Genomic DNA, 22,361 nt, shown 5'->3' on the forward strand with positions numbered 1-22,361 from the left:
TGAATGGTCTGGAACACGTTGAAGGCAGCCTGAATCCGCGCGTCTTCCGACGCGGGTTCCGCTACCCGCCCTGGCTCATCCCGCAGGGGCCGCAATCCAGCGTCCCACCGCAAGTGTCCGTGATGACGCCGCAGTCCACGGCCTGCTGAGCACACGTCCTGGGCGCGCACGCCCCCACGCACACGTTGTTGTTGCAGATCTGCCCGGCGCCGCAGGCACCGCAGCTCAGCGTCCCGCCGCAGCCATCCGGGATGGAGCCGCAGTTCCTGCCCTGGGCCGCGCAGCTCGTCGGCGTGCAGGAGCAGGAGCCCAGGTCACTGCGGCAGATGTTGCTCTCGTCGATGGTCCCATCACAGTCATCGTCCAGGCCGTTGCACGCCTCGGGAGGGGCATTGCAGACGCCGGACCAGGAGCCCGTCGCACAGGCCTCCGTGGAACCAGGGCACGCGCCTCCGGGGCCCACACATTCACGCGTGAGGGTGTTCGTACCCTGGCCGGGGGCATTGTTGACGACGCCGTCCTGGTCATCGTCACATCCGTTGCAGAGCTCCGCGGTGGGCGTGTCACGAGTACAGGGCCCCACGGTGCCATTCTCCCGGCACCACCGCTTCGCCGAGTAGCCGCTGCAGTCATCCGCGCAGGAGAGATACTGGGTCCCCACCTGGACCTTGCAGACGAGCTGTCCGCTCACGCAGTGGAGCTTGCCGAAGCACCCGTTCTGCTGGGCGTCACAGAGGATGGTGGGGACATAGTCCTCGTCAATCTGTCCGTCGCCGTCGTCGTCACACCCGTTGCAGATGTCGTCCTGGGCCCGATAGGCCGTGCAGGAGGTCCCGATGACATTGCCGGTTTCGGAGCAGAAACGAGTGCCCGAGCGTCCACACACGGAGCAGGCGGTGGTGGACGAACCGTCGTATTCGCACGGCCCCCAGTAGTCGTCACAGGTACGGGTGCCCTGGCAGGTCCCCTTGCTGCACTCCTGGGTCGCTCCAGACGGATAACACGTGGCCCACGCCTCGGCGGGGACCAGTCCCAGGAGGAGCGCGAAGCCGCTCAGGAGGAGAGGGAGATACCGCCGGAGGATGCCCTCGGCCCCGGGAGACTGGCGTGGGCCGGGAACCGCTTCACGGGACAACGGAGGCAGCACTCCGCTCACAGCAGGAGATGGGAAGGTACGCATGGTGTACCTGTCATACGAAGGGCTCCCGGTTTTCTGGTCGTCCCTCCCGCGCGGCACACCTCCAGCGCCACTCGAAGACCTTCCAGCCCGTCCCGCTATTCCGCTTCGTCTTTGACGAGAAACGCATCCGGGTCCGTGAACAACTCATCCGCCCGTTCAGACAGCGCCAGGCGCTGCAATCCCTCGTTGGCGCCCTCACCCGCGAAGGCACAGGGCGTGTCGCGCAGCAGGAAGGCCTTCTCGGAGGACCTGACCGTTTCGGGCAGCTCGCCGTGGGTGTAGTACGTGTGGCTGGGGATGCTGATGGGTTCGTTGGTGTTCTGATACCGGTCCGTCACCCGCGGCAACACCTGCTCGGAATCAGCGCTCCTCCGACCGTAGGCGGCCTCCGTCATGTCGAAGCGGAGGAAGCACTGGTCCTCGCGTGTCGGCAGGAGGAGCTCCGCGAAGCCGTAGGGGACGTCGACGGAGTAGTGGATGACGGTGCCGGACGTGGGGTCCGTCAGCTTCACCTTGTGAGGGCCGCGACTGACCTCGAAGACGAGGTGGTCATCGTCCTTGCTCAGCTCCGGCGTCGGCTTCCCGTCCACGGCGAGCTCCACGGCGCTGCCTGCCACCGTCAAGACGTGCAGCCTGCCGACGCCGAGCGCCTGGTTGAGCACGGACGCGAGGCCCGCGCCGACGAACCCGACGACCACGACCACCACGGCGATGATCTGCACCTTGCGCACCACGAGGACCCCCATTCCGGGTCGACCGACGACCCGTGCGCGCGGGACGATAATCCACTCCCCGGGCGCCCGTGGAAAAGGAGGAGCGCTCCCCGTGCGACCTGGCGCCCCTGTGGTCAGCGCGCACAGGAGACCCGGCTACTTCTCGATGCTTCGCGGCGACGCCTCGAAGGCCGCGATGCGGGCGAGCTGCTCGCGCGCCACGTTCAGGTTCGTCCCCGCGACGGCATGGGCCAGTCGCTGGAGCCACGCGGCCCCCGTGTGCCGCTTCGTGAGCCATCGACTGCCCACCACCATGATGGCCAGGAACACCATTCCGAAGAGCACATTCGCCGCCAGGTAGCCTGTCCCCAGCACCCGATAGGCGTCCACCCCGGCAAGCCCTCGCAGCCCGACGATGAGCAGCGGCGTCCACAGGAGCGGCGACAGCCACAGCACCCACTGTGTCGTGCGGACCGTGGAAGCCCTCAACGACTCCACGCCGGCCTGGAGCTGGGTGATGGGCGCGGCGTAGTCGAGCGCACCCACGCGCAGCCACTGGCGGGCCGAGACGGTCGTGAGGACGAGCGCCACGCCATGAAGGATGAGCGCGGGGACGACGAACCGGGGCTCGCGCACGTTCGCCGCGATGAAGGCCCCCAGCGCGACCAGGCTGACCAGCCCCAGCACCAGCTCGAACCCGAGCGACCATCGCAGCCGCCCCATCATGGTCCGCGTCCCCTCCAGCTCCGTCGCGCGCAGCAGCCGCCGGTTGAGGCGAATCACCTCGTCCAACCGCGCGTCATTCGCCTGCCAGCACTTCTGGAAGTCATCGAGTTCCATCGTCAGGTCTCCTTCGTCGTGTCGGTTGAGAGGCTGCGCATGTCCGCGCGCAGCCGGTCCTTCAGGCGGCCGATGCGCGTTGAGACATTGGCGGTGCTGATGCCGAGCACCTCGGCGATGTCCGCGTGGTCGTGGCCGTCCAGGTACAGCATCGCCAGGGCCTTGCTCAGGTCATCGAGCCGGGCGATGCACTGGTACAGGAGCGCGAGGTCCTCCGACGGAGGTCCCTCCACGTCCCGAGCCACCTCCAGCATCTCCTGGCTCTCGGGCGCGAGATGCCGCTTCCGGGTGCCCTCCCTCCGCTGGAAGGAGATGGCCACGTTGAGCGCCACCCGGTACATCCAGGTCGAGAACCGGAGCCGGTCGTCGTAGCGGGGAAACGACTGCCAGAGCTGGGCGATGGTCTCCTGGACCAGGTCGTCTGGCTCCACCCCGGGGCCGCCGTAGACGCGGGCGACCTTGTAGAGGATCCGCCGGTGCGCCTCCAGGAGGGCGAGGAAGCGGGAATGTCGGTCAGGTTCGTCCATCGAGGGTCCAGAGGTTGCGAGGGCGCGAGTGACGCGTCCATCGCCTTCACCCCATGGTTCGCGCCAGGAAGCGGAATCTCACACCGGCCCCTCTCTTTTCCGCTCGGGCCGGGCACGCCAGCCAGGGCGGCTGCCGCTGTGCCACCTCGCCTCCTTTGACGCCCTTTCGGACGGGTGCGTTCCCAACGGTGGGATAGGGTGCGCCGCCATGACCTTCTCCACCCTCGGTCTCCCGGACGCGCTCGTCCGCGCGATGAGCGACCTCGACTGCCTCGACCCGACCCCTGTGCAACGCGCGGCCATCCCGGCGGTGCTGCGCGGCGGTGACGTGTGGGCATCGGCACCGACGGGCTCGGGGAAGACCGCCGCCTTCGTACTGCCGCTCCTGGAGGCCCTGGCCCAGAGCCCTGGCGGCAATCCCCGGCGGACCCGCGCCCTCATCGTCGTGCCCACCCGCGAGCTCGCCGCGCAAATCGCCGATGCCGTCGAGCAACTCGGCCGCCATCTGCCCCGGCGCCTGAAGACGTGCCTCGCGGTCGGCGGCGTCTCCATCAACCCCCAGATGCTGGCGCTGCGCGGAGGCGCGGACCTCATCGTGGCCACGCCGGGCCGCGCGCTGGACCTGGTGGACCAGAACGCGCTCCGGCTCTCCACCGTGGAGACCCTGGTCCTCGACGAGGCCGACCAGCTCCTGTCGCTGGGCTTCGCCGACGAGCTCACGCGCCTGCTCGCCCTGCTCCCCAAGCGCCGCCAGAATCTACTGTTCTCCGCCACCTTTCCGCCCGCGGTGGGGAAGCTCGCCGAGCAGCTGCTGCACGAGCCCACCCGCATCGACATCCAGCCAGAAGCCCTGCCCGGCGCGGACCTCGTCGTCCAGCGCGCCATCGAGGTCGACGCGGGCCGGCGGACGATGCTGCTGCGTCACCTGCTGGAAACGCACGCCTGGTCCCACGTCCTGACCTTCGTGGCCAGCCGCTATGGGTCGGAGCACGTGGCGATGAAGCTCAACCGCGCCGGCATCACCGCGGCGCCGCTTCACGGAGAGCTCAGCCAGGGAGCACGCACGCGCGCGCTCGCGGACTTCAAGGCGAAGCGCGTGCAGGTCCTCGTCGCCACGGATGTCGCCGCGCGCGGCATCGACATCGTGCAGCTCCCCGCGGTCGTGAACTACGACCTGCCGCGCTCGCCCGTGGACTACGTGCACCGGATTGGCCGCACGGGCCGCGCCGGCGAGCCGGGCATGGCCATCAGCTTCATCAGCGCGGACACGCAGGCTCACTTCCGGCTCATCGAGCGGCGCCACCAGCTGCGCCTCGCGCGCGAGCAGCTCCCCGGCTTCGAGCCCGTCGACGTCCCCACCCCGCCCCTGGACGTGAATGGCGGCGTGAAAGGAAAGCGCAAGAGCAAGAAGGACAAGCTGCGAGAGGCCGCCGCCGAGGCCGCGAGCCGCCCGCCGTCGCGCCGCAAATAACGGGGCCATGAATCGAAGGCGGGAAGATCCGCGAACGCCTTCGTTCCTCTGGGGCACAACCCGGAGGTTTCATGCAACGCGGTGCATTCCTGTTGGCTCTCGCCAGTCTCATCCCCACATGGGCCCTGGCGGCGCCCCACGTCACGAGGCTTCCTCCCCAGAACGCCGCGGTCCACTGCGCTCCCGGCGCGACGTGTACCCAGCCCACGGTGGACGGCTGGGTTCCGCCGATGGAGTACGCCGACGGCAAGAAGTTCCCGTTGCAGGACTACGTGAACGGTGGCCCCAACGGCGAGCTCTACCTGTTCGTCAGCGACAACGCTGAATACACCTCGGACGAGTGCAACTTCGGAGTCCCCAATGCCGGGGGAATTCCCTCGGTCCAGACCAACCCCTGCCACTCGCAGACGCTGTTCATCGGCATGCGCCTGCCCCGGCCCAAGGACGCCAACGGGAACTTCCTGGACGCCTCCGGCATCATCGACGTCTGGCTCGACGCCCAGCGCGACGCCACCATCAACCAGGTCGCCGGGGCGAATATGCCCCGCTCCGAGGACCGTCACCTCCAGCTTCGCTACTCCACCGGCCCGAACGGAAACACCACGCTCTCGCAGCGGATGGGCAACAACGCGAATGGCTGGATGGCGCTGACGGCCCCCAACCAGGCCTGGGCCACCAGCGTCACGGTGGCGACCCCGGGCGCGCAGCCGTCCCGCGTACACATCGAGTTCGCGGTGAAGCTGCGCTCGAGCGTGCCACCCATCGTCGGCAGCGAGCCGCTGTCGGCGCTGGTCCGCAAGCTGGGCCTCGGCCTCCAGAGCACCGTCTTCTCGGTGGCTGGCGCCACGCAGAAGGTGGGAGGCGGCACCTTCCCCAACGTGAAGAACCAGCCGCCCGTCAACTTCATGCCCTCCACCTGGGAGACGCTCGAGCTCAAGGAGCCCGTCTCCATCCCCCTGAGCTTCACGATGTGGAACGTGGGGCAGATGCCCGATGCGACCTTCTGGGTCAGCGACGGGGGCTCGGGAGAAATCGACACCGTCGCCGCGAAGATTTTCAGGAAGGAGGTCGCCTGCATCTCCGAAATCTGGATGTCCCATGAGCGCGGCGAGCTCATCGAGAAGGTCAACGCGCTGCGCGCCATCGAGTCACTGCCACCCATGCAGGCCGTCACGGAGCTGAACGACGACGTCCTCAAGCTGGCCACGGAGAGCACGGGCCTGGTGCTGTTGTCCTCGCGGCAGATTCTCGAGGGAGGCGTGCACCACTTCCCCTCGCACATGTGCACCGGCAGTGACTGCCTCCAGGACAAGGGCGTCATCTGGGCTCGCATCGCCACCCCCGCCGCGACCGAGCCGGTCATCGTCATGGAAGAGACCGGCGCATCCAGGGTCTCCACCGCGACGGACTACGGCGAGTTCGTCGACGTGTTCTGCACCCACGTCAACGCGGGAGAGAACGTCCCCGGCCCCGACACCGATGCCCGCGAGGACCAGCTCTTCGACATCAAGGCCTACGTTCAGCAGGTGCGGAAGGGCGGGCCCCTGCACGCCAACACCTTCCCGTACCTGCTCGGCGACGACGACATCTTCCCCCAGGGCACCTGGCCGAGCGGCCTGGACCGCCCCGCCTTCTTGCTCGGGGACATGAACACCCTGGGGCCCAAGGCCACCCAGGCCGACTCCAACTTCCCGGCCTATCAAGACATGGTGGGCCCCAGCTTCCTGGCCATCAACCAGCGCACCGAGTTCGAGAAGGCAAACACCCTGTTCTCCGAAGCCCGGGACCTGGCCCGCACCTCGTCCGGCCCGGACCCGATGGCGACCGGGACGTGGCTGAGCAGCCAGTGCACGGACCTGGTGACGGACGAGCTGGGCTCCAAGGACCGCCTCGACTACGTGCTGGTGTTCCCCGCCGAGGACACGCTGGAGTTCCCCGCCTATGCCCTGCTCAAGGAGCCCACGGCGGACGTGAAGCCGCACTTCGACCCCGACTCCGGCTTCCTCCTGGAGAGTCCCCAGCAGTTCTTCCAGCAATGCCTGTCGGACCACGCGATGGTGGACGTGAGCGTGGCGTTGACGCGGGTGAAGGATGTCGTGAAGTACAACCCCGCCAAGCCGCACCGGATGGAGTACGCGGTGAAGCAGGTCACGGATTTGGAGACGGAGAGCGGCTGTTGCGCGGACTGGTTCACGCCCCGCGTACACATGACAGCGAATGGCTTCTTCCGGGAGAACGCCTTCCTGAACGTCGTCGAGGACCAGACCATCTACCCGAACTGGCTGGTGCACACCGGCCCTGACAATCCCACGCAGTTCCCTGACCTGCCGGCGAACTTCACGGGGGTGGTGAACATGACGTCGGCCATCTGGGAAGAGGATGTCGGCCCCAATGACCACTACGACTCCATCCCCGAGGGGGGCGCCGGGACGACGGTGGACGAGCGGGACGGCCACTTCAGCTTCTTCGCGGGGTCGGGAATGGTCCGCCGGGTGAAGGGTGAGACGAATCCCAATGATTGGTTCATGGGGCTCGAGCTGATGGGGAGCTTCCTCAATGGCTATGAGAACGGAATGACCCTGGAGACCGAAGGCAAGGACATGGACACCGGCGACAACGCCCGGGTCCGGCACTACATCCAACTGAAGGAGCTCGAGTCCCCATGAGCGCAATGAATCTGAAGTCCGCGGTGCTCGCGCTGCTCCTCGGGGGCACGGCGACCGCCCACGCCGTCGAGCCGATGGTGCCCTACGACAACTTCAACCCGACGGAGTCCAACCCGCCTCGCGCGACGAAGGTGCGCGGCATCGACCCGGCCCGGTGGGCCAGCCAGGAGAGCGGAAGCCGGCAGCAGGCCCTTCGTGAGCTGGCCTTCACCCGCCTGCGGCTGATGAGCCGCGCCAACACGGGCACCGGACGGTACGGACTGCGCTTCACACAGCCGTCGGCGGTGACGGCCATCGAGGCGAAGGTTCGCGTGAACAACGCCAGGAGCACGGGTTGCTCGGGCTCCAGACTCGGAGTCGCCCACGGCACGGCGGAGCTGTCCGGTCACTTCTTCAATGCCTCCTCTCCGGGCCGGGGCAGTGCGCGCGATGACATCACAGCCGCCATCCGCATTGTCTCCCGGTCGACAGACCCCGTGGGCTCGCAGGAGCTGCGGGTGGAGGCGGCCATCGAGCGGTGCAGGGACGCGTCCTGCACGGAGCGCAGCTCGCTCTTCACCGCGGACCTGGGGCTGATTCACCAGGGCGAACAGGCGAGGCTGCGGGTCCAATGGGACGCGGTAAATGACCGCTTCGTGTTCCAGCGGGACACCCAGCCGGAGGTGCATGGCGCGTACACCGTCGCGGACACCCAGGCTCCCGGAGTCTCGAACAAGGAGTTGGTGGTGACCCATGCCCTGCCCACCTGCGCGAGCGGCAGTCCCAGTCCGCTGGGGTATGTGAATGCATACTTCCATGATGTCCTGGTGAACGAAGCGGCCGCCCCCGCGCCGTGAGGGAGCCCCGGACTGGGGGCATGCTTTGAGCCCCCAGCACCCGTCCTTCCTTGTCAAGGCCCCCTTCGAGGCGGGCTGTTTGATATGTCGATGCCGTGGTTGCTCCCAATCCATGCGAGCGCCACACCCCGAAGGGGGAATCCACATGGGCATCGTTTCGAGAAGTGGCCGGGGCCTGGTCGCCGCACTGGTCGGGGTGGGCGCAATGGCTTCCATCAATTGTGGTGAGGGTCAGGACCTGCCGGAGAATACCCAGGCACAGGTCCAGCAGGAGCGTGCGCCCCTGGACTGCGCCTCCTCCAACGCGTGCGCCAGCCTCACGGCCCCCACCGTGGAGCTCACCGCTCCGGCTCCGGGCAGCTTCCTGCGTGGCACTGTCACGCTCACGGCGGACGCCTCGGATGACGTGGGCGTCACGCGCGTGGACTTCTTCGACGGGGCCACGCTCATCGGCTCCGCCACCCAGGCCCCCTTCAGTGTGAGCTGGAATACGACGACGGCCTCCGGCCCACGCACGCTGACGGCCCAGGCCTTCGACGCGAATGACGAGTCGGGCACCTCCAGCCCGGTGAGCGTCCTGGTGGACAACTTCGTCCCCATCATCCTGACCGGCTCCCCCCCGTACACGCCCCAGACCCTGAACTACGTGCGCGGCATCGTCAATCTGGGCTGGACGGTGACGGACCAGAACCTCTCGGGCGTCGCCCTGGCGGAGTTCCTCCTGAACGGAAACTTCGTGGCCTCACAGCCCGGCTACTCGGGCTTCACCTACAACTTCACGTGGGATACGCGGGTGCTGGGCAACACCTCCTACAGCCTGACACTGCGTGCGACCGACCACGCGGGCAACGTCCAGACGAACACCCGGACCCTCATCGTCGACAACGCCCTGCCCTCGTCGTTCCTCTCCGCGCCGGCCAACGGCTCGGTGGTCAGTGGCGTCGTCACGCTGTCCGCCAATGCCTCCGACAGCCAGGCCTTGCTCTATGTTGTCTTTGAAATCGACGGAGTCATACAGACGCCCTATTCAACCACCGCGCCGTTCACGAGAGCGTGGGACACGACGGGCAAATCAGGCACGCATGTGATTGTCGCCATCGCCTATGACCGGGCTGGCAACGGCCGACGCAGCAACGCCGCGACAGTCACGGTGCCCTGAGCCGCCCGCACCGGGGCGGGCCACGGGCGCAGGCGTGGCCCGCCCCGGTGCCATGAGGTGGGCCGCGCCTTGACGCACACTCGCCGTCATGTTCTCGTTGTAAACATGCCAATCATTCATGACGGAGTTGCTCTTCGGCGAGTGACGATTGCGATGACCGCACTCGTCTTCTTGCTCATTCCCGCAGCCGATGCTTCGGCGCAGCCCACCTTGACTTATTTGTCCGCGGCAGCGCCGGGCAAAACGGTCCGCGCCTGGGATTGTTGCAAGGCAAGCGGTTCATGGACTGGGAAAGCCGCGGTCAACGCTCCGGTCAAGTCTTGCGCCAAGGATGGCGTAACAGTGCTCAATGCGAGCACTCAAAGCGCCTGCAATGGCGGCTCCAGCTACGCGTGCAATAACAACCAGCCATGGGCCGTGACCCCGACCTTCTCCTATGGATTTGCCAGGGCGGACTTGCCTGGCAAGACCGAGAGTGACACGAGCTGCGCCTGTTACGCGTTGCAGTTCACCAGCACGACCGTGAAGGGCAAGACGCACGTGGTCCAGGTGGTCGGCCAGGGGCCAAGCACCGGGTCGAACTTTTTCGAACTGCTGATACCTGGCGGCGGGGTGGGTCTTTTCAACGGGTGTGCGCCTCAATGGGGTGCTCCAAGCTCTGGTTGGGGGGCACAATACGGCGGCATCAGCACCAAGGCCCAATGCGCCCAATTGCCGACTCAACTGCAGCCGGGCTGCAACTGGCGATTCGATTGGTTTCAGAATGCGGACAACCCCGAGATGACCTTCCGTCGGGTCAAATGCCCGGCGGAGCTCACCAACAAATCGGGGTGCATCCGCAAGGATGGATGAGAAGAGAGGACAAAGACGCTCTGTTCCGAGCGACTAACGGCGGGTGAACACGCCCAGCTTGTCGCGGTTCCACGCATTGATGGTCAGCGAGAGGACCTTCGTTCGTGGAGCCGCGAAGAGCGCCCCTGAGAACCCGCTCGCGTTCTCACCCGTGGTCTGGAAGTAGAACTCGTCACCGCTGTAGTGGGTGAGCGGGAATCGCTTGCCGGCGGGGCCGACGGTGAAGGACAGCGCACCGTCTCGAAGCGACACGGTGAGGTCACCGTAGACGCGATTCGGATAGGTTCCGACGTAGGCGCCAAGGTTCCGCGCGGGGGTCGGGTTCACCGCGGGCTTGGAGTACTTCGTCTGGTCCGGGGTGATGGGCTCGGCGACGATGGGCGCGAGGAAGGCCAGCCAGTCTCGCGTCGACGCATTGTAGCGGACGATGTCCACGAACTCGGCGGCGATGGCCTCCGGAACCCCCCGGGGGTCCGAGTTCGTCAGCACGGCGATGGCCAGCTTCTTGGACGGATAGACGGTGATGACCGTGGACGCTCCGCGCCCGAAGCCTCCCGAGTGGCCGAGCCGCAGCTCCCCGGTGTCCTCGTAGTCGACGTTCCAGCCCAGCCCGTAGAAGCTCGCCCTCCCCCCCAGCTCCTCCGGACCATGGGTGACATTGTTGGGCCGCCAGACGGTCTGCAGCCCTGGCACGTCGACCACGGGGGTCTGAAGCCCCGGGAAGCCGCCCCCCGAAATCAACATCGTCAGCCACCGGGCCAGGTCGCGCACCGACGAGTTCGCGCCACCGGCGGGCGCCTGACCGTCATTGTTGGCGCCGAGGTCCGGCGTCCATTGGCCATTCACCAGCGTGTGCAGCGCCGCCCGGTTCTTGCTCGCCTGAAGGTCCGCGAAGGAATAGGAGGTGCTGCTCATGCCGAGCGGCGCGAAAATCATCTCCCGCGCCAGGTCCTGCCAGGAGCGCCCAGTCGCCGTGGCGAACGCCTGCGCTCCAGCCGTCAGGCCATAGTTGGTATAGGCATAGTTGTCGCGAAACCGCGCCAGGGGATACAGCGCCAGCCTCGAGATGATCTGCTCACCGGTGTAGCCGAGGTCCTCGAGCAGGTCTCCCGCATGGTCGGGCAAGCCACTGCGATGCGAGAACATGTCGGCGACCGTGACGTGCTGCCCCACCCACGCGTCGGCGAGCGTGAAGCCCGGACGGAAGGTCTGGAGCGTGTCGTTCCAGTCCACCTTGGCCAACCGCCGCGTCAGCGCGGCGGCAATCACCGTGGAGCTCAGCGGCTTGGAGACCGAGGCGAGCTGAAACACCGTGTCCACATCGACGTCCCCCACCACGCCCGCCTGGCGTTCGCCCAGGCCCTTGAGGTACCGGACCTGGCCCTCGTACACCACGGCGACCGCGATGCCGGGCACGGAGGTGGCCGCCTTGTCCTTCTTGACGATGTCGTCGAGCACCGCCAGGGCTCGCGTCACTCCCTCGGCGGTGATCTGCCCGGAGGCCGTGGACGTCGCGGAGGCCACGGCCCTGGGGCCCGGTGCTGGCGCGGCCGCCGTCGAACCCGTCCCGGTGATGGCGGCCCCGACTCCCGCCGCGCCCAGGCCCCGCAGCAGCGTCCTGCGTGCCATTCCCGTCGCCGCCGTCGGTGCTGAACCCTGCCCATCGTCGTGCGCCATGACTCCCCCCTGAAGCCCCACGTCGAAACGGTTTCGACGCACCCGCGGAGCGCAGACTGAGAGGCCCGTGGAGGCACGCGCAAGAGACCCAGGTCCCATTGTGCCGCCGAGTCAACGCACCCCGTTTCCCAGGGGCCCCGCGTCGTCGCCGGAGCCAGCCGCGTCGCGGCGGACCGTCCTGGCGCCACGAAAAAGAGCCGCGCCCACCCTTGGAGTGGGGCGCGGCTCTCGGACATCAACACTGACAGCGGGCTACTGGCAGCCACCCGCCTGCAGGTAGTCGACCAGCGAACCACCGCCGCTCGAGTTCTCACGGCTCACCAGACACTGGCCCGCGCCGACGGTCACGCTCGAGTCACCCACGGTGAGCGACAGCTCGCCCGTCACCACCTGCACGCCGCCCTTGAAGCCGGTGGCGACGTTGGCCCGCACCGGACGCAGGCTCGGGCCGCCCGTTCCACCCGTGAGGCGCACGCGATACGTCGCATCCTCGTACGCCGACGGGACTTCCATCTCGGCGTCCGCCTTGAGCGGCGCCAGGAAGAAGCGCGCCACCAGGTCCACCTCCGGCTGCACGCGCACCAGCGGCAGCCCGTCATCCCCACGCGACAGCGTCAGGTCGAAGTGGCGGCCGGACTGGCTGTTCAGGTCCAGGGTGAAGAGCTTGTCGGCACCCAGGCTCAAGAAGCTCTGCGCGTCGCCGAGCCCCACGTGGCCCACGGTGAAGTCCTTCTGGTTCTCCGTCGCCTCCAGGGTGAACGACAGGCCCGACAGGGACACCGTCCAGTCCTTGCCGCGCAGCGCCGGCGCCAGGCCCGCGTACGGCAGGCGCACCTCGGTGGTGTTCAGGTCCAGCAGGAAGCGCGCGCGCTTCGCCGCGCCATCCGCCTCCAGCTCCACCAGCGGAGCGGCGCGCTCCGAAGAGATGGCGATGGTGCCATCCTCGCCCGTCAGCTCCAGACGCAGCGCCTGGAGGATGGAGCCGCTGACAATCCAGTGCTGTTCCCCCGCCTTCGTCACCTTCAGCTCCACCTGCCCCACCATCACCGTGGGCAGCGCCGCGGCCGCCTCCGCGTCGAGCTGCTGCACCGCGCTCTTCACGCCCCCCAGGTCCACCACCAGGGAGGTGGCCTTCGGCAGGAAGCGCAGCGACACGGGCTGGGCACGCTTGGACCCGATGAGGAACGTCAGCTCCAGCCCGTCATCATCCAGGGTCGTCGCGCGCACGCGCAGCTCGGACTGGTTCACGAACTTCACGCAGTCGGCGTCCGCCAGCACGCTGCCATCGGTGCAGACCTTCTCGCCCTTGAGCAGGAAGATGGTGGAGTCACCCTCCGTCGACTCCACGTGCTCCGCGATGAAGACGCGCTCGCGCAGGTACTTCTCCAGTCGCGCGGACTGGGCATTCGTCTTGGCCTCGTCGGAGAAGTCGGGAAGCGACGAGCCACCCTCCTCATCCTCCTGACTCGGGAGCGCCGGCAGGGGCACGCCGTCAAAGCCCGCGCTGAAGACGGAGAGGGCCTCCTCCAGGCTGTCGACCGCGGGCAGGCCGTTCATCGTCCGCACGCTCGCGCTGACACCGCGCACCATCTCCGCCGAACGGCTGGCGGTGACATCCGCGACCTTCTGCGCATCGGGCGGGTTCTCGCTGTCGCATCCGGTGGCGACCAGGGCGAACACCGCGACGCCGGCAAGCCAGGACCTGGCGTTTCTCATGAGCTGCTCCTTGGAAAGGGTGTGAGTGCGTGCCCCCTCTTGAGCAATGCATGGGCCAACCGGGACTCCAGGTGTTTCCAGTGGTTACCACCACGACTGGGGGTGTAGCGCGCTGCACACCGCGACATCACTGTCACGAAGGCTACGCACCTCGCATCCCCGGCGCGCGCGCCCTGACACGGATTGGACGCACCGCGCGAGGCGGCTGGTTTGACTTAATATACACCGTACACTAATCAGGCAGGCCTTGATTCCGGCGGAGCGTGAGCGCTGCACGTCCGGACAAGAAGGAGCGACAGATGGCGGAGCGTTGGCTTCTCCAGGGCGCCACCGTGGTGACGGGAGACCGGGAGCACGAAGACCTTCCGTGCGGCGATATCCTCATCGAGGACGGGCTCATCACCGCGATGGGCCGGGAGCTGCGCGTGGAGGGCTGCCGCGTGCTCCCTCTCGCGGGGAAGCTCGTGATGCCGGGGCTCATCGACACCCATCGGCACACGTGGCAGACGCCGTTGCGTGGGTTGGGGGGTGACTGGACGGTGCTCGACTACCTCGCGGCCGTCCGGGTGAAGCTCTCCCCCGCCTTCCGACCGGAGGATGTCCATGCGGGCACACTCGCGGGTGCGCTCGAGGCACTCGACGCGGGCATCACGACGCTCGTCGACCACGCCCACTGCATCGCATCACCGGCACATGCGGACGCGGCCCTCCAGGGGCTCCAGGAGTCGGGCATCCAGGCACTCTTCGCCTATGGCTACGCTCCGGGCTCCGAGCCGAGTCCCTCCTTCCCCAGCCCCGAGCACCGCTTCGCGGATGCACGACGGCTCCGCGAAGGCCCGCTCGCCTGCGACAGCGGACGGGTGCGCCTGGGCATCGCGCTCACGGAGATGCAGATTCCGTGGGAGCAGAGTCGAGCGGAGGTCCGCTCGGCGCGTGAGCTCGGCGTGCCCATCACCCTGCATTGCTCGGCATGGCCCGTGACGGGGCCGAGCGAAGTCGAGCAACTGGAGCGTGAGGGCCTGCTCGGCCCGGACCTCCTCTTCGTACACTGCACATTCAGCGGTGACGACGACCTGGCACGAATCGCGGGCAGTGGCGGCTCCATCTGCGCCACCCCGGAGTCGGAGCTTCAGATGGGCATGGGGTTCCCTGTCATCGGGCGTGCCCTGCGCGCGGGGGTTCGGACGACGCTCGGCTGTGATGTCGTGGCGAGCAACGGAGGCGAGCTGTTCACCGCCATGCGGCTCGCGCTCCAGTCCGAGCGGGGCCGCGCGAATGCACGGGCGGGCCTGCCCAGGAGGCTCGACCTCAAGGCGGGCCAGATGCTCCGCATGGTGACGCAGGACGCGGCCGATGCCATCGGGCTCGGGGCCGTCACGGGCTCCCTGCGTCCCGGGAAACAGGCGGACCTGATTGTCCTCGCCGCCGACGCCCTGAACATGACTCCGCTGGGCCATCCGCGCGATGCGGTGGTGCTGCAGGCCCACGCGGGGAACGTCGAGTCGGTGATGGTTCGCGGCGAGCTCGTGAAGCACCAGGGGCGCCTCATCGGGACGGACGTGGCCGCCGTCCGCCAGAAGGCCCTGCGAGCGCGCGATGCGGTGCTGGAGCGCGTCGGAGGGCTGTCCGCGCTCCTCGCCGACCACGCGAAGCTGGAGGAGCATTGGGACCTTGGGAACGGGCGTGCAAGCGCCACCTCAGGGACGCGCTGACGACATGGCGTGAAGTACCCGTTTGCGTGCCTCGCGGAGCCCACTAGGTTGGACGCCGCCGCGGAGGGACTCGCGCGGCGATGCGAGGAGCGGGATGGCCGGTCGCGAAGGGGCTGCGGGAAAGAAGGCGCGGAAGACATTGGGACGCCCCGCTCGGCTGTCCCTCCCCCTCGTCACCGAGGCCGCCGCGAAGCTCGTGCGGGAGAGTGGGCTGAAGAGCCTCTCGATGCGCGTGCTGGCGGAGCGAATCGGCGCGACCCCCATGGCCGTCTACAAGCACGTCGGAGACCGCGAGGAGCTCGTATCGCGGGTCGTGGAGCACGTCTTCGAGCAGCTCTCGCTGCCCGATGATTCGCTCGCGCCGCTGGACTGGCTGCGGGAGGTGGCGCTGCGCGTCCGCGTGCTCGGCCTGACACACCGGGGAGTGATGGACTTTCTTCTAGAGGAGGGCCCTGCCGTCCGCGGCGCGCTCCTCGTGTTGGAGCGCACCGTCAGCAAGCTCCACGAAGTGGGCGTGCCCTGGAGCGAGGCCGGGGACCTGCACAACACGTTCTTCTCCTGGCTCGCGGGCACCATTCGCCGCCAGGAGCAGTGGGCCGGCAGGGCCGAAGACGCGCCCCCTCCCCTCCAACGCTTCCACGCCGCCGCCCTCGCCCTTCCCTCCAAGGACTACCCCGGTGTGAAGCACACCCTGGCACGCATGCGAGCGCTGGATGTCGATGCGGAGTTCCAGAACAGCCTCGACTTCATGCTGGAAGGAATCGGCCGACGCATCCTGCGCCACCAGGGCGAGGCCCCGCCCGCGAAGAAGCCTGGCCGGAAGGAGTGAGCGCCGCGCCACTGGAGAGCGATTGGGCGCACCCGGTGGAAACCCGCGAGGTGGGTAGCGGAACACCCGGGATGCGGCAGGGCCCTTCAGCAGTCAAAGGGCAACATCTTCTATACTTGGATGAATGGCACACCAGATTGCCCTGCTGAATCCAGCCGAACTCGCGCGGGCTGTCGACCCGAACGCAGGCGAGCACTTGGAACTCGAACTGGATTCGCTTCAAGCCATCAATTCCCGCGCCTTCCTCGATGTGGCGGAAGCCATCTACGACGAGCTCGCGAAGCGTCGCATCCGATACCACCACGAGCCCTTCTCGCGTGACGTGCACACGCAGTGGATTCGTGAGACCGGGGAAGTGCTCTATGGCGGTGTGGGCGCGACCTGCGTTGATCTGGCGGTCCTGTTCTGCGGTGCGTGCCTGACGTATGGGCTCCTGCCGCTGCTCGTGGTTCAGAAAGGGCATGCCATCGTCGGCGTCTCGGGGAGGTTGGGACGTCACGAGTGGCAAGAGAAGTTTCGGCGCCCGGAAGAGCCCTTCTCTCAGCACTCACCCACGCTGAGGGATGGTGGGCGGCTGATCTATCTGCTTCAGCGGCAGCGATATCGATTCATCGACTGCACGGGCCTCGCGGAAGAGAGCGCCCGCAGGCAGATGACCTTCAGCCAGGCCTGTGAGGCCGCGGCAAACCAGCTTCTCACCAACACTCCCGAATTCGACGTCGCTCTCGATATCGAAACGCTGCACCGGACGGGCTTCGAGCCCTCCCGGGCTTCCCCACATCCGTATGATCCGCTTCGGACCGCGCCGCTCCTGGTCCACAAGCGATGGGCGCGGTTTGCAGCCGCTCATGGTGGAGTCCTGGCCGAGGAAAGCCTTGAGCGCCGCGTGGATGGCCCCAGGCCGCCGCTCGCGGACCGCTGGCACAAGTTCCTCGGCGCCCGCTCCTGGCCAACACGGCTCCAGGAGCGCATCGGCAAGCTCGCACAGCTCGGGCGTGGCAACGAGGCCATCGAAAATCTGGTCCAGAAACTCGAACGGCTCGACCTTCGACAACCCTACGCAGCCATCGGCGAGCAAGCACGCCGGCTCCGCATTCAAGAATGCCATGGCCAGACCCTGCGTCTGCTCAAGAAGGCTCGCCGACAGCAACGTCAGCCCCAGGAAGAAGAGCACCTTGGGCTGTCCGAAGAGGCGATTCAGCGACAGTTGCGTGAGCTGGGCATCTTGGAGAAATTTCTCGACACGCCACGCTATGGCCGCTGCTTCACCGTTCTCGGGAGCTCGGGCAGCGGGAAGACCCACTTCGTCGCATCCATCTTGAACGGACAACTGGCGGACAAGAAGGTATGGGTCCTACCAGTCACGTTGGGGGCCTCCAGCCACGAGGCGGGGAGCCAGGTGCTCGACGCGGCCAGAGCCGCGACCCAGGTCATTTGGACTGACTTCGACCAGCTCAACAACTTCCTGCGGAATCAGAACCTGCGGCTGGTTGTCGCGGTCGACAATGTCCATGCGCTCGCCCGGGATGCCACGCCGGTCTGGCGTCGGCTGGTCGACCTGGTGAGGATGAGCACCGTCTTCGAGTGCATCGACTGGGTATTCACCTGTCTTGACACCCGGTACGACGACGTCGCGGATCAAGAGGATTTCATCCTCAGCTACGGCCCTGATTCCGGAGATGAAGGGACTGTAAGCCCCTCGCGCGGCGGAAATGAACGCGGCTGGCTGATGCTCGACGAACTCAATGAGCAGCATCACGTGGGGCTGCGCGTGCTTGGGGAGTTTGGCGGGGGCCGCATCCACGTCGAAGAAGACACAATCGACCCCAGTGCACGGAGGCAACTCTGCTCGCCTTTCGCCGCGTGGATCCTGATTGATGCCCTCAAGGATGAACAGAAGACCGTATCCGTTGCGAACCTGCACTACATCGACTTCATGGTGCGCTTCTGGAAGGGGCGCGTGAAGAGGACCCCAGCATTGCGTCACGCGAAGGGGGTCGACGCTGTCAGGCGCATCGCGGCGTGGCTCCACCTCGGGATGCTGGAGCGGGGCTGCGCTTTCGAGACACTCATGGCTACAACGTCCGACTTGTTGAAGCAACGTAAGCATCGAGACGGGGTGATCGAAGCCAAGGACGTGGAACATGTGCTCCACTTGCTGCGAGATGCCAACCTGTTGAGTTCTGCCCAGAATCTGGATAGCAATCACGGCGGTCTTCAAAAAGAGGTTGTCGAGTTCAGGTTCGAGAGCTTCTGGCATTGGACCATCGCCAGTGCGATCTGCGAGAGTTCCATGGGGCAGAATGATCTCCCGAAGCGCTTGGAGTCGGCCGTGCGCCAATCGGCACGACGCGAGTCCGCCGAGGCGATTGTGGAGATGACACTGCTCATGGATGAGTTCCGCCATGAGCCCGCGGATGCGCGTTCTCGTCAAACTTCAGCGCTCTGGAAACCGGTCTTCGCTGACACAAGGATGCTGACCGCCGCACATTGGTTCGCCGCCTCGAAGGCAAGGCCCCGGACGCAGCGGAGCCTTGTCGACGCATTGAGCGACCATGGCCCACCCAGCATGGATAGCCGTTCGGCGTTTGCACTGCTGCATTTTCTCGCGAATGCTGTCGACGTCGACCGGGTCAAGTTGCTTCACCTGGCAAAGCCTCACTTCAAGCTCTTCGCGGAGCACAAATTTGGACGGTTCTTCCTCTACGTCGCGGAAAGGCAACTCAGTGACGGAACGGACCCCGTCTGTATCGCTCGTTGCATGGCGGCATTCGTCGGGGCGGAGGACATGGCCATCGAGGAGCCCCTGGCTCGGATTTCGATGGAAGCTCTTGAGCGTGCGTGTACCGCGCCGTCCGAGATGGTCTCCCTCATCATGAAGCATGTCTGCATCGCCCAAGATTTCCGGAATGTGAAAGAGCTCGAGCCCCGGCCGCCCCGAATCGACGCATCCACAACGGACACCACTGAAGGCACCATCAAACGCGACTGGCGCGAATGGGTTTTCCACCTGCTCTGCGAGCGGTTGCTCGAACGGTATGATGTCGAGGCCTTCAAGTGGCTCGATGCGGCGGGGTGGTATGCACTGAAAGGAGAAAAAATTGCGTCTGGCGTTCGTGCTCTAATGCATCGTCAGGCGAACTTCGCCTTCGGCTTCTGGTACCGCGCCCCTTCGCGACACGAGAAGCGTGCCGCATACGACCAACTTGTCGACGAACTCTCCCGCCACAGCGAGCTGAACAAACGCAAGACCGCATTCTTCATGGTCCGACACACCGTCGCGACGTACCAGCAGCAGGAGGTGCTTGTCGACAAGCGCTTCCGTCCCATCCTCGCGAGGTTGCGTGCAGACTTGGAGCTTGCCGACTTCGTTCGCAGGTGGGAGGCGTTCTTCCGATTCAATCTTGACAATTGAACCGGCGGGGACGGGACGCTACCGCCAGGCAATGCCAGGAAGCCGCTCTGGACGAAGCAGCGTGTAGTCTCGTCCTCCGGGCAACTCCAGCGTGAGCTTGCGTTCACGCGTGAAGGCCACGGTTGCTTTCATGGTGGACTCCACATCAAAGGCCTTGAGCCCGAGTGACAAGGAATACTCACCGGCGGCCTCGACCGTATGCGTATAGGTGGATACGTCACCACTCGTATCGCCACCCAACGGATAGGTACGGACTTCGGTGGCCCGCCCCATGAAAGTCTCAACCTCGCTGACGGTCGCGACCCGGGGAACCGCCAGGAAGTGGTCCGAGCGACGGGGGCGCACTGCCTGGCGCTTGAAGAACTTCGAGACCAGTCGCTCGTCCTTGTAGAGCCCCATCGAGTAGGTCTCGATCCGGACGGGAACGTAGATGATTTTCGCCGCGCCACCGTCCCCGAGTGCCTTGAACGCCTCCGAGCGCCCTACCGTGATTGACTGCTTGGCCCCAAGCCCGCTGCCCAGGAGGGTGATGTTCCATTCGTGCGTCCCCGACAGGGTGTCGGTTTGCTCGAAGCTCACCGCGGCCTTCGCGTGTACGGGCGCGGTGAGGAGCAATAGCGGGACATCCACCTCTTCGATGACCGGCTCCATCTGGAGGTAGAGCACGTTGTCCAGCACGAGGCTCCGCAGATACCCCATCGCGTGTGGAAGCAAGTCCTCCATGAGCCTCCCCCGCAGCGGCGGCGCAGCGGCAACCTTCGGCTCGAAATCGCTGACCTCATGCACGAAGCGCTCGTAGATGTCTTCAGCCAGCTCCGGGCTCGCGCCAATCTCCGAGAGGGACAGCTTGAGCTGCGCCCAGTCTGTCGCGGCGAGCTCCACCCACTCCTTGCGCTCCACGTCATTGAGAGTGCGGTCCATTGACTGAGTGTACCAGGACGCACTCCGGACTTCCGCCCACTGCGCCACAGGGGCCCTCCCCTCCTCTGCGGTGTGCAGACCTCGACGGGCTCGTCCCTGCGGACTCCAACCTGGTAGCCTGGTCAGACCCCGGCGCCGTGCCTGACACGGTGCCGGGTGCCCATGACCCAGGACCCCGACTGGCCCATCCGTGTCGCCGCCATCACTGCCCTCCAACAACGGGTGCGGCAGTATGGCGAGGTCCTACCCTGGGACGTCATCGATGCTGGCTTTACCTACAGGGGCGAGACGCTCCACTTCGCGAACCGGGCGCGCGGCATCTTCTGGCCTCGACAGATGAGCGAGTCCGCCCTCTCCATCAAGACCACTGTGCCGCGACAGGGAAGAGAGGCTCGCTACGACGACCTGCCGTCGGACGAGGGGTTCGAGTACAAGTTCCAGGGCGAGGATGTCGAGGGGCGGGACAACCGACGCCTCGTCCGCGCCATGGAGCTGGACGCGCCGCTCATCTACTTCTACGGAATCGAGCCGGGCATCTACGCGCCCATCTGGCCCGTCTACATCTCGGGCGTGGACCTGACCGCGAAGTCCTTCACGGTGGCCTCGGGCCCACCGGGAGCGCAGGTGCAGGCGCCGGGGAGCTTCGCGGCGGACCCGAGGCTGCTCACCCTGGAGCGCCGCTACACGACGGTGCAGGTGAAGAAGCGACTGCACCAGGTGGCCTTCCGGCAGCACGTCCTGCACGCCTATGAGCAGCGCTGCGCGGTCTGTCGCTTTCCACGCAGGGAGCTGCTGGACGCGGCCCACATCCTCCCGGACCGGGATGTGCGCGGCCGTCCCGAGGTGCCCAACGGCCTGTCGCTGTGCAAGCTTCACCATGGCGCCTTCGACGCGGACCTCCTGGGCATCCGTCCGGACGGCGTCATCGAAATCGCGCAGCGGCTGATGGACGAGCACGACGGACCCACGCTGGAGCACGGCCTCAAGGGCTTCGCGGGAAAGCCGCTGGGAATCCTCCCCCTGCTCCCCGCCCAACGCCCCCGTCCGGAGTATCTGGAAGAACGCTACGCGCTCTTCCGACGCACCCGCGACTCGTAAAGGCGAGAGGTGCCGGGTCATTCGTACCAGGTCGGCACGAGCTTCCGGACCTCCGGAAGCGCGGCGACGTCACAAACCATGGTCCACGCGGCGGGCGTGAGCGCACCGTGGCGTGCCTCGCATTCGGTTTCGCCGGTGGGGATGAAGTAGAGCGTCTCCTTCGGCAGGTCGCAGCCGGCGCGGCCTCGGGAAGGGTTTGCCTCGATGGAGGGGGCGAGCGCTTTCACGCGGGCGAGCAGGGCTTCGTCCCCCGTCGGCAGGCAGAACTCCACCGAGCCATCGTTCATGCACCCTGTCTCTCGGCTGAACCTGAGCTTGTGTGTCGGGCAGGCCTCGCCCTGGACAGAGGGGGCACCGGAAGGCCGCGCGCGTGGCGGACCCGGCGACGGTGTAGCGCAGGCCGACAGCGCGGCGAGCAACAGGCACGGCATGGCGAATCGTCTCACGGAGCTTCCTTTACACGCCTCCTTCACTGTCGGGGAAGCGCGAAGTCGCCCGAGAGACAGGTCCACGAAGGCGGGGCCATCCAGTCCCAAAAGACATCACACGACTAAGGGAAATCCACAGGACTGTGACAACTCCACCTCGATGAAGTGACAGTCCAGGGGGTGCGGGCCAAGGCGGAAGAGTGCTAAACCCAACGAAGTCTCACAGCGGCATCCACGGCCACGAAGCGCTCCACCCAAAACCAGCCGTCCACGCAGCCCGAAGTTCGCTCCACCCGTCACGCTCATCCGCGACGAAGAACT

The 22,361-nt window shown here is 66.6% G+C and carries 17 protein-coding genes; 9 read left to right on the forward strand and 8 right to left on the reverse strand.

Annotation, left to right across the window (positions count from 1 at the left end):
• Nucleotides 1-61: 61 nt before the first annotated feature.
• The 4 genes from HUA75_RS40595 to HUA75_RS40610 all read right to left on the reverse strand — a co-directional run bounded on the left by HUA75_RS40595 (nt 62) and on the right by HUA75_RS40610 (nt 3,260).
• Entirely contained in the window at nt 62-1,135 is a 1,074-nt protein-coding gene (locus HUA75_RS40595; protein WP_174458032.1) for a hypothetical protein, read from the reverse strand.
• A 140-nt stretch (nt 1,136-1,275) separates the two neighbouring features.
• Nucleotides 1,276-1,926, reverse strand: a complete 651-nt coding sequence (locus tag HUA75_RS40600) for a hypothetical protein (RefSeq protein ID WP_174489491.1) — start codon at nt 1,924-1,926, stop codon at nt 1,276-1,278.
• A gap of 123 nt (nt 1,927-2,049) precedes the next feature.
• Entirely contained in the window at nt 2,050-2,733 is a 684-nt protein-coding gene (locus HUA75_RS40605; RefSeq protein ID WP_254628028.1) for a hypothetical protein, read from the reverse strand.
• A 2-nt stretch (nt 2,734-2,735) separates the two neighbouring features.
• The gene (locus HUA75_RS40610) at nt 2,736-3,260 is read right to left on the reverse strand and encodes an RNA polymerase sigma factor (RefSeq protein ID WP_174489492.1); all 525 of its coding nucleotides are present in this window, start codon (nt 3,258-3,260) and stop codon (nt 2,736-2,738) included.
• A 208-nt stretch (nt 3,261-3,468) separates the two neighbouring features.
• Here HUA75_RS40610 and HUA75_RS40615 point away from each other — a divergent pair, with 208 nt between their 5' ends.
• The 5 genes from HUA75_RS40615 (at nt 3,469) to HUA75_RS40635 (ending at nt 10,244) form a co-directional block, all read left to right on the forward strand.
• The gene (locus tag HUA75_RS40615) at nt 3,469-4,731 is read left to right on the forward strand and encodes a DEAD/DEAH box helicase (protein ID WP_174489493.1); all 1,263 of its coding nucleotides are present in this window, start codon (nt 3,469-3,471) and stop codon (nt 4,729-4,731) included.
• A 71-nt stretch (nt 4,732-4,802) separates the two neighbouring features.
• Nucleotides 4,803-7,397 carry a hypothetical protein gene (locus HUA75_RS40620; RefSeq protein WP_174489494.1) on the forward strand — a complete coding sequence of 865 codons (2,595 nt, stop codon included), beginning with the start codon at nt 4,803-4,805 and terminating at the stop codon, nt 7,395-7,397.
• Nucleotides 7,394-8,233 carry a hypothetical protein gene (locus HUA75_RS40625; RefSeq protein WP_174489495.1) on the forward strand — a complete coding sequence of 280 codons (840 nt, stop codon included), beginning with the start codon at nt 7,394-7,396 and terminating at the stop codon, nt 8,231-8,233. Before HUA75_RS40620 ends, HUA75_RS40625 begins: the two co-directional genes overlap by 4 nt.
• A 205-nt stretch (nt 8,234-8,438) precedes the next feature.
• Nucleotides 8,439-9,392, forward strand: a complete 954-nt coding sequence (locus HUA75_RS40630; RefSeq protein WP_254628029.1) for an Ig-like domain-containing protein — start codon at nt 8,439-8,441, stop codon at nt 9,390-9,392.
• Nucleotides 9,393-9,545: 153 nt separating this feature from the next.
• Nucleotides 9,546-10,244 carry a hypothetical protein gene (locus tag HUA75_RS40635; RefSeq protein WP_217446514.1) on the forward strand — a complete coding sequence of 233 codons (699 nt, stop codon included), beginning with the start codon at nt 9,546-9,548 and terminating at the stop codon, nt 10,242-10,244.
• Nucleotides 10,245-10,277: 33 nt separating this feature from the next.
• Here the strand turns inward: HUA75_RS40635 and HUA75_RS40640 are convergent, their stop codons facing one another.
• Together HUA75_RS40640 and HUA75_RS40645 are read right to left on the reverse strand one after the other, a co-directional pair.
• Entirely contained in the window at nt 10,278-11,921 is a 1,644-nt protein-coding gene (locus HUA75_RS40640) for a serine hydrolase (protein WP_174489497.1), read from the reverse strand.
• A gap of 252 nt (nt 11,922-12,173) precedes the next feature.
• A complete protein-coding gene (locus tag HUA75_RS40645) occupies nt 12,174-13,637 on the reverse strand; it encodes a hypothetical protein (protein ID WP_254628030.1) in 1,464 nt (487 codons plus the stop codon).
• Between the two features lie 299 nt (nt 13,638-13,936).
• Between HUA75_RS40645 and HUA75_RS40650 the strand changes: the two genes are divergently transcribed.
• From HUA75_RS40650 to HUA75_RS40660, 3 genes are all read left to right on the forward strand, one after another.
• A complete protein-coding gene (locus HUA75_RS40650) occupies nt 13,937-15,349 on the forward strand; it encodes an amidohydrolase family protein (RefSeq protein ID WP_217446515.1) in 1,413 nt (470 codons plus the stop codon).
• A gap of 94 nt (nt 15,350-15,443) precedes the next feature.
• Nucleotides 15,444-16,178, forward strand: coding sequence for a TetR/AcrR family transcriptional regulator (locus HUA75_RS40655; RefSeq protein ID WP_174489499.1), 735 nt, complete (start codon nt 15,444-15,446; stop codon nt 16,176-16,178).
• A gap of 124 nt (nt 16,179-16,302) precedes the next feature.
• Nucleotides 16,303-19,593 carry a hypothetical protein gene (locus tag HUA75_RS40660; protein WP_174489500.1) on the forward strand — a complete coding sequence of 1,097 codons (3,291 nt, stop codon included), beginning with the start codon at nt 16,303-16,305 and terminating at the stop codon, nt 19,591-19,593.
• 18 nt (nt 19,594-19,611) lie between these two features.
• Here HUA75_RS40660 and HUA75_RS40665 read toward each other — a convergent pair whose 3' ends face one another.
• Entirely contained in the window at nt 19,612-20,514 is a 903-nt protein-coding gene (locus HUA75_RS40665) for a hypothetical protein (protein ID WP_174489501.1), read from the reverse strand.
• Between the two features lie 162 nt (nt 20,515-20,676).
• Between HUA75_RS40665 and HUA75_RS40670 the strand changes: the two genes are divergently transcribed.
• Nucleotides 20,677-21,612 (forward strand): HNH endonuclease, encoded by a 936-nt coding sequence (locus tag HUA75_RS40670; RefSeq protein ID WP_174489502.1) that lies wholly within the window; start codon nt 20,677-20,679, stop codon nt 21,610-21,612.
• A gap of 17 nt (nt 21,613-21,629) precedes the next feature.
• Here the strand turns inward: HUA75_RS40670 and HUA75_RS40675 are convergent, their stop codons facing one another.
• Entirely contained in the window at nt 21,630-21,899 is a 270-nt protein-coding gene (locus tag HUA75_RS40675) for a hypothetical protein (protein ID WP_246137408.1), read from the reverse strand.
• Between the last annotated feature and the right edge of the window lie 462 nt (nt 21,900-22,361).

Origin of the sequence: Myxococcus sp. CA040A (assembly GCF_013336725.1) — a bacterium.
GTDB lineage: Bacteria > Myxococcota > Myxococcia > Myxococcales > Myxococcaceae > Myxococcus > Myxococcus llanfairpwllgwyngyllgogerychwyrndrobwllllantysiliogogogochensis.

What these genes read in the sequence shown, in the direction of transcription:
- HUA75_RS40600 (WP_174489491.1), bottom strand. Translation starts at nt 1,926, where the DNA reads ATGGGGGTCCTCGTGGTGCGCAAGGTGCAGATCATCGCCGTGGTGGTC.
- HUA75_RS40605 (WP_254628028.1), bottom strand. Translation starts at nt 2,733, where the DNA reads ATGGAACTCGATGACTTCCAGAAGTGCTGGCAGGCGAATGACGCGCGG.
- HUA75_RS40610 (WP_174489492.1), bottom strand. Translation starts at nt 3,260, where the DNA reads ATGGACGAACCTGACCGACATTCCCGCTTCCTCGCCCTCCTGGAGGCG.
- HUA75_RS40615 (WP_174489493.1), top strand. Translation starts at nt 3,469, where the DNA reads ATGACCTTCTCCACCCTCGGTCTCCCGGACGCGCTCGTCCGCGCGATG.
- HUA75_RS40620 (WP_174489494.1), top strand. Translation starts at nt 4,803, where the DNA reads ATGCAACGCGGTGCATTCCTGTTGGCTCTCGCCAGTCTCATCCCCACA.
- HUA75_RS40625 (WP_174489495.1), top strand. Translation starts at nt 7,394, where the DNA reads ATGAGCGCAATGAATCTGAAGTCCGCGGTGCTCGCGCTGCTCCTCGGG.
- HUA75_RS40630 (WP_254628029.1), top strand. Translation starts at nt 8,439, where the DNA reads ATGGCTTCCATCAATTGTGGTGAGGGTCAGGACCTGCCGGAGAATACC.
- HUA75_RS40635 (WP_217446514.1), top strand. Translation starts at nt 9,546, where the DNA reads ATGACCGCACTCGTCTTCTTGCTCATTCCCGCAGCCGATGCTTCGGCG.
- HUA75_RS40640 (WP_174489497.1), bottom strand. Translation starts at nt 11,921, where the DNA reads ATGGCGCACGACGATGGGCAGGGTTCAGCACCGACGGCGGCGACGGGA.
- HUA75_RS40645 (WP_254628030.1), bottom strand. Translation starts at nt 13,637, where the DNA reads ATGAGAAACGCCAGGTCCTGGCTTGCCGGCGTCGCGGTGTTCGCCCTG.
- HUA75_RS40650 (WP_217446515.1), top strand. Translation starts at nt 13,937, where the DNA reads ATGGCGGAGCGTTGGCTTCTCCAGGGCGCCACCGTGGTGACGGGAGAC.
- HUA75_RS40655 (WP_174489499.1), top strand. Translation starts at nt 15,444, where the DNA reads ATGGCCGGTCGCGAAGGGGCTGCGGGAAAGAAGGCGCGGAAGACATTG.
- HUA75_RS40660 (WP_174489500.1), top strand. Translation starts at nt 16,303, where the DNA reads ATGGCACACCAGATTGCCCTGCTGAATCCAGCCGAACTCGCGCGGGCT.
- HUA75_RS40665 (WP_174489501.1), bottom strand. Translation starts at nt 20,514, where the DNA reads ATGGACCGCACTCTCAATGACGTGGAGCGCAAGGAGTGGGTGGAGCTC.
- HUA75_RS40670 (WP_174489502.1), top strand. Translation starts at nt 20,677, where the DNA reads ATGACCCAGGACCCCGACTGGCCCATCCGTGTCGCCGCCATCACTGCC.
- HUA75_RS40675 (WP_246137408.1), bottom strand. Translation starts at nt 21,899, where the DNA reads ATGAACGATGGCTCGGTGGAGTTCTGCCTGCCGACGGGGGACGAAGCC.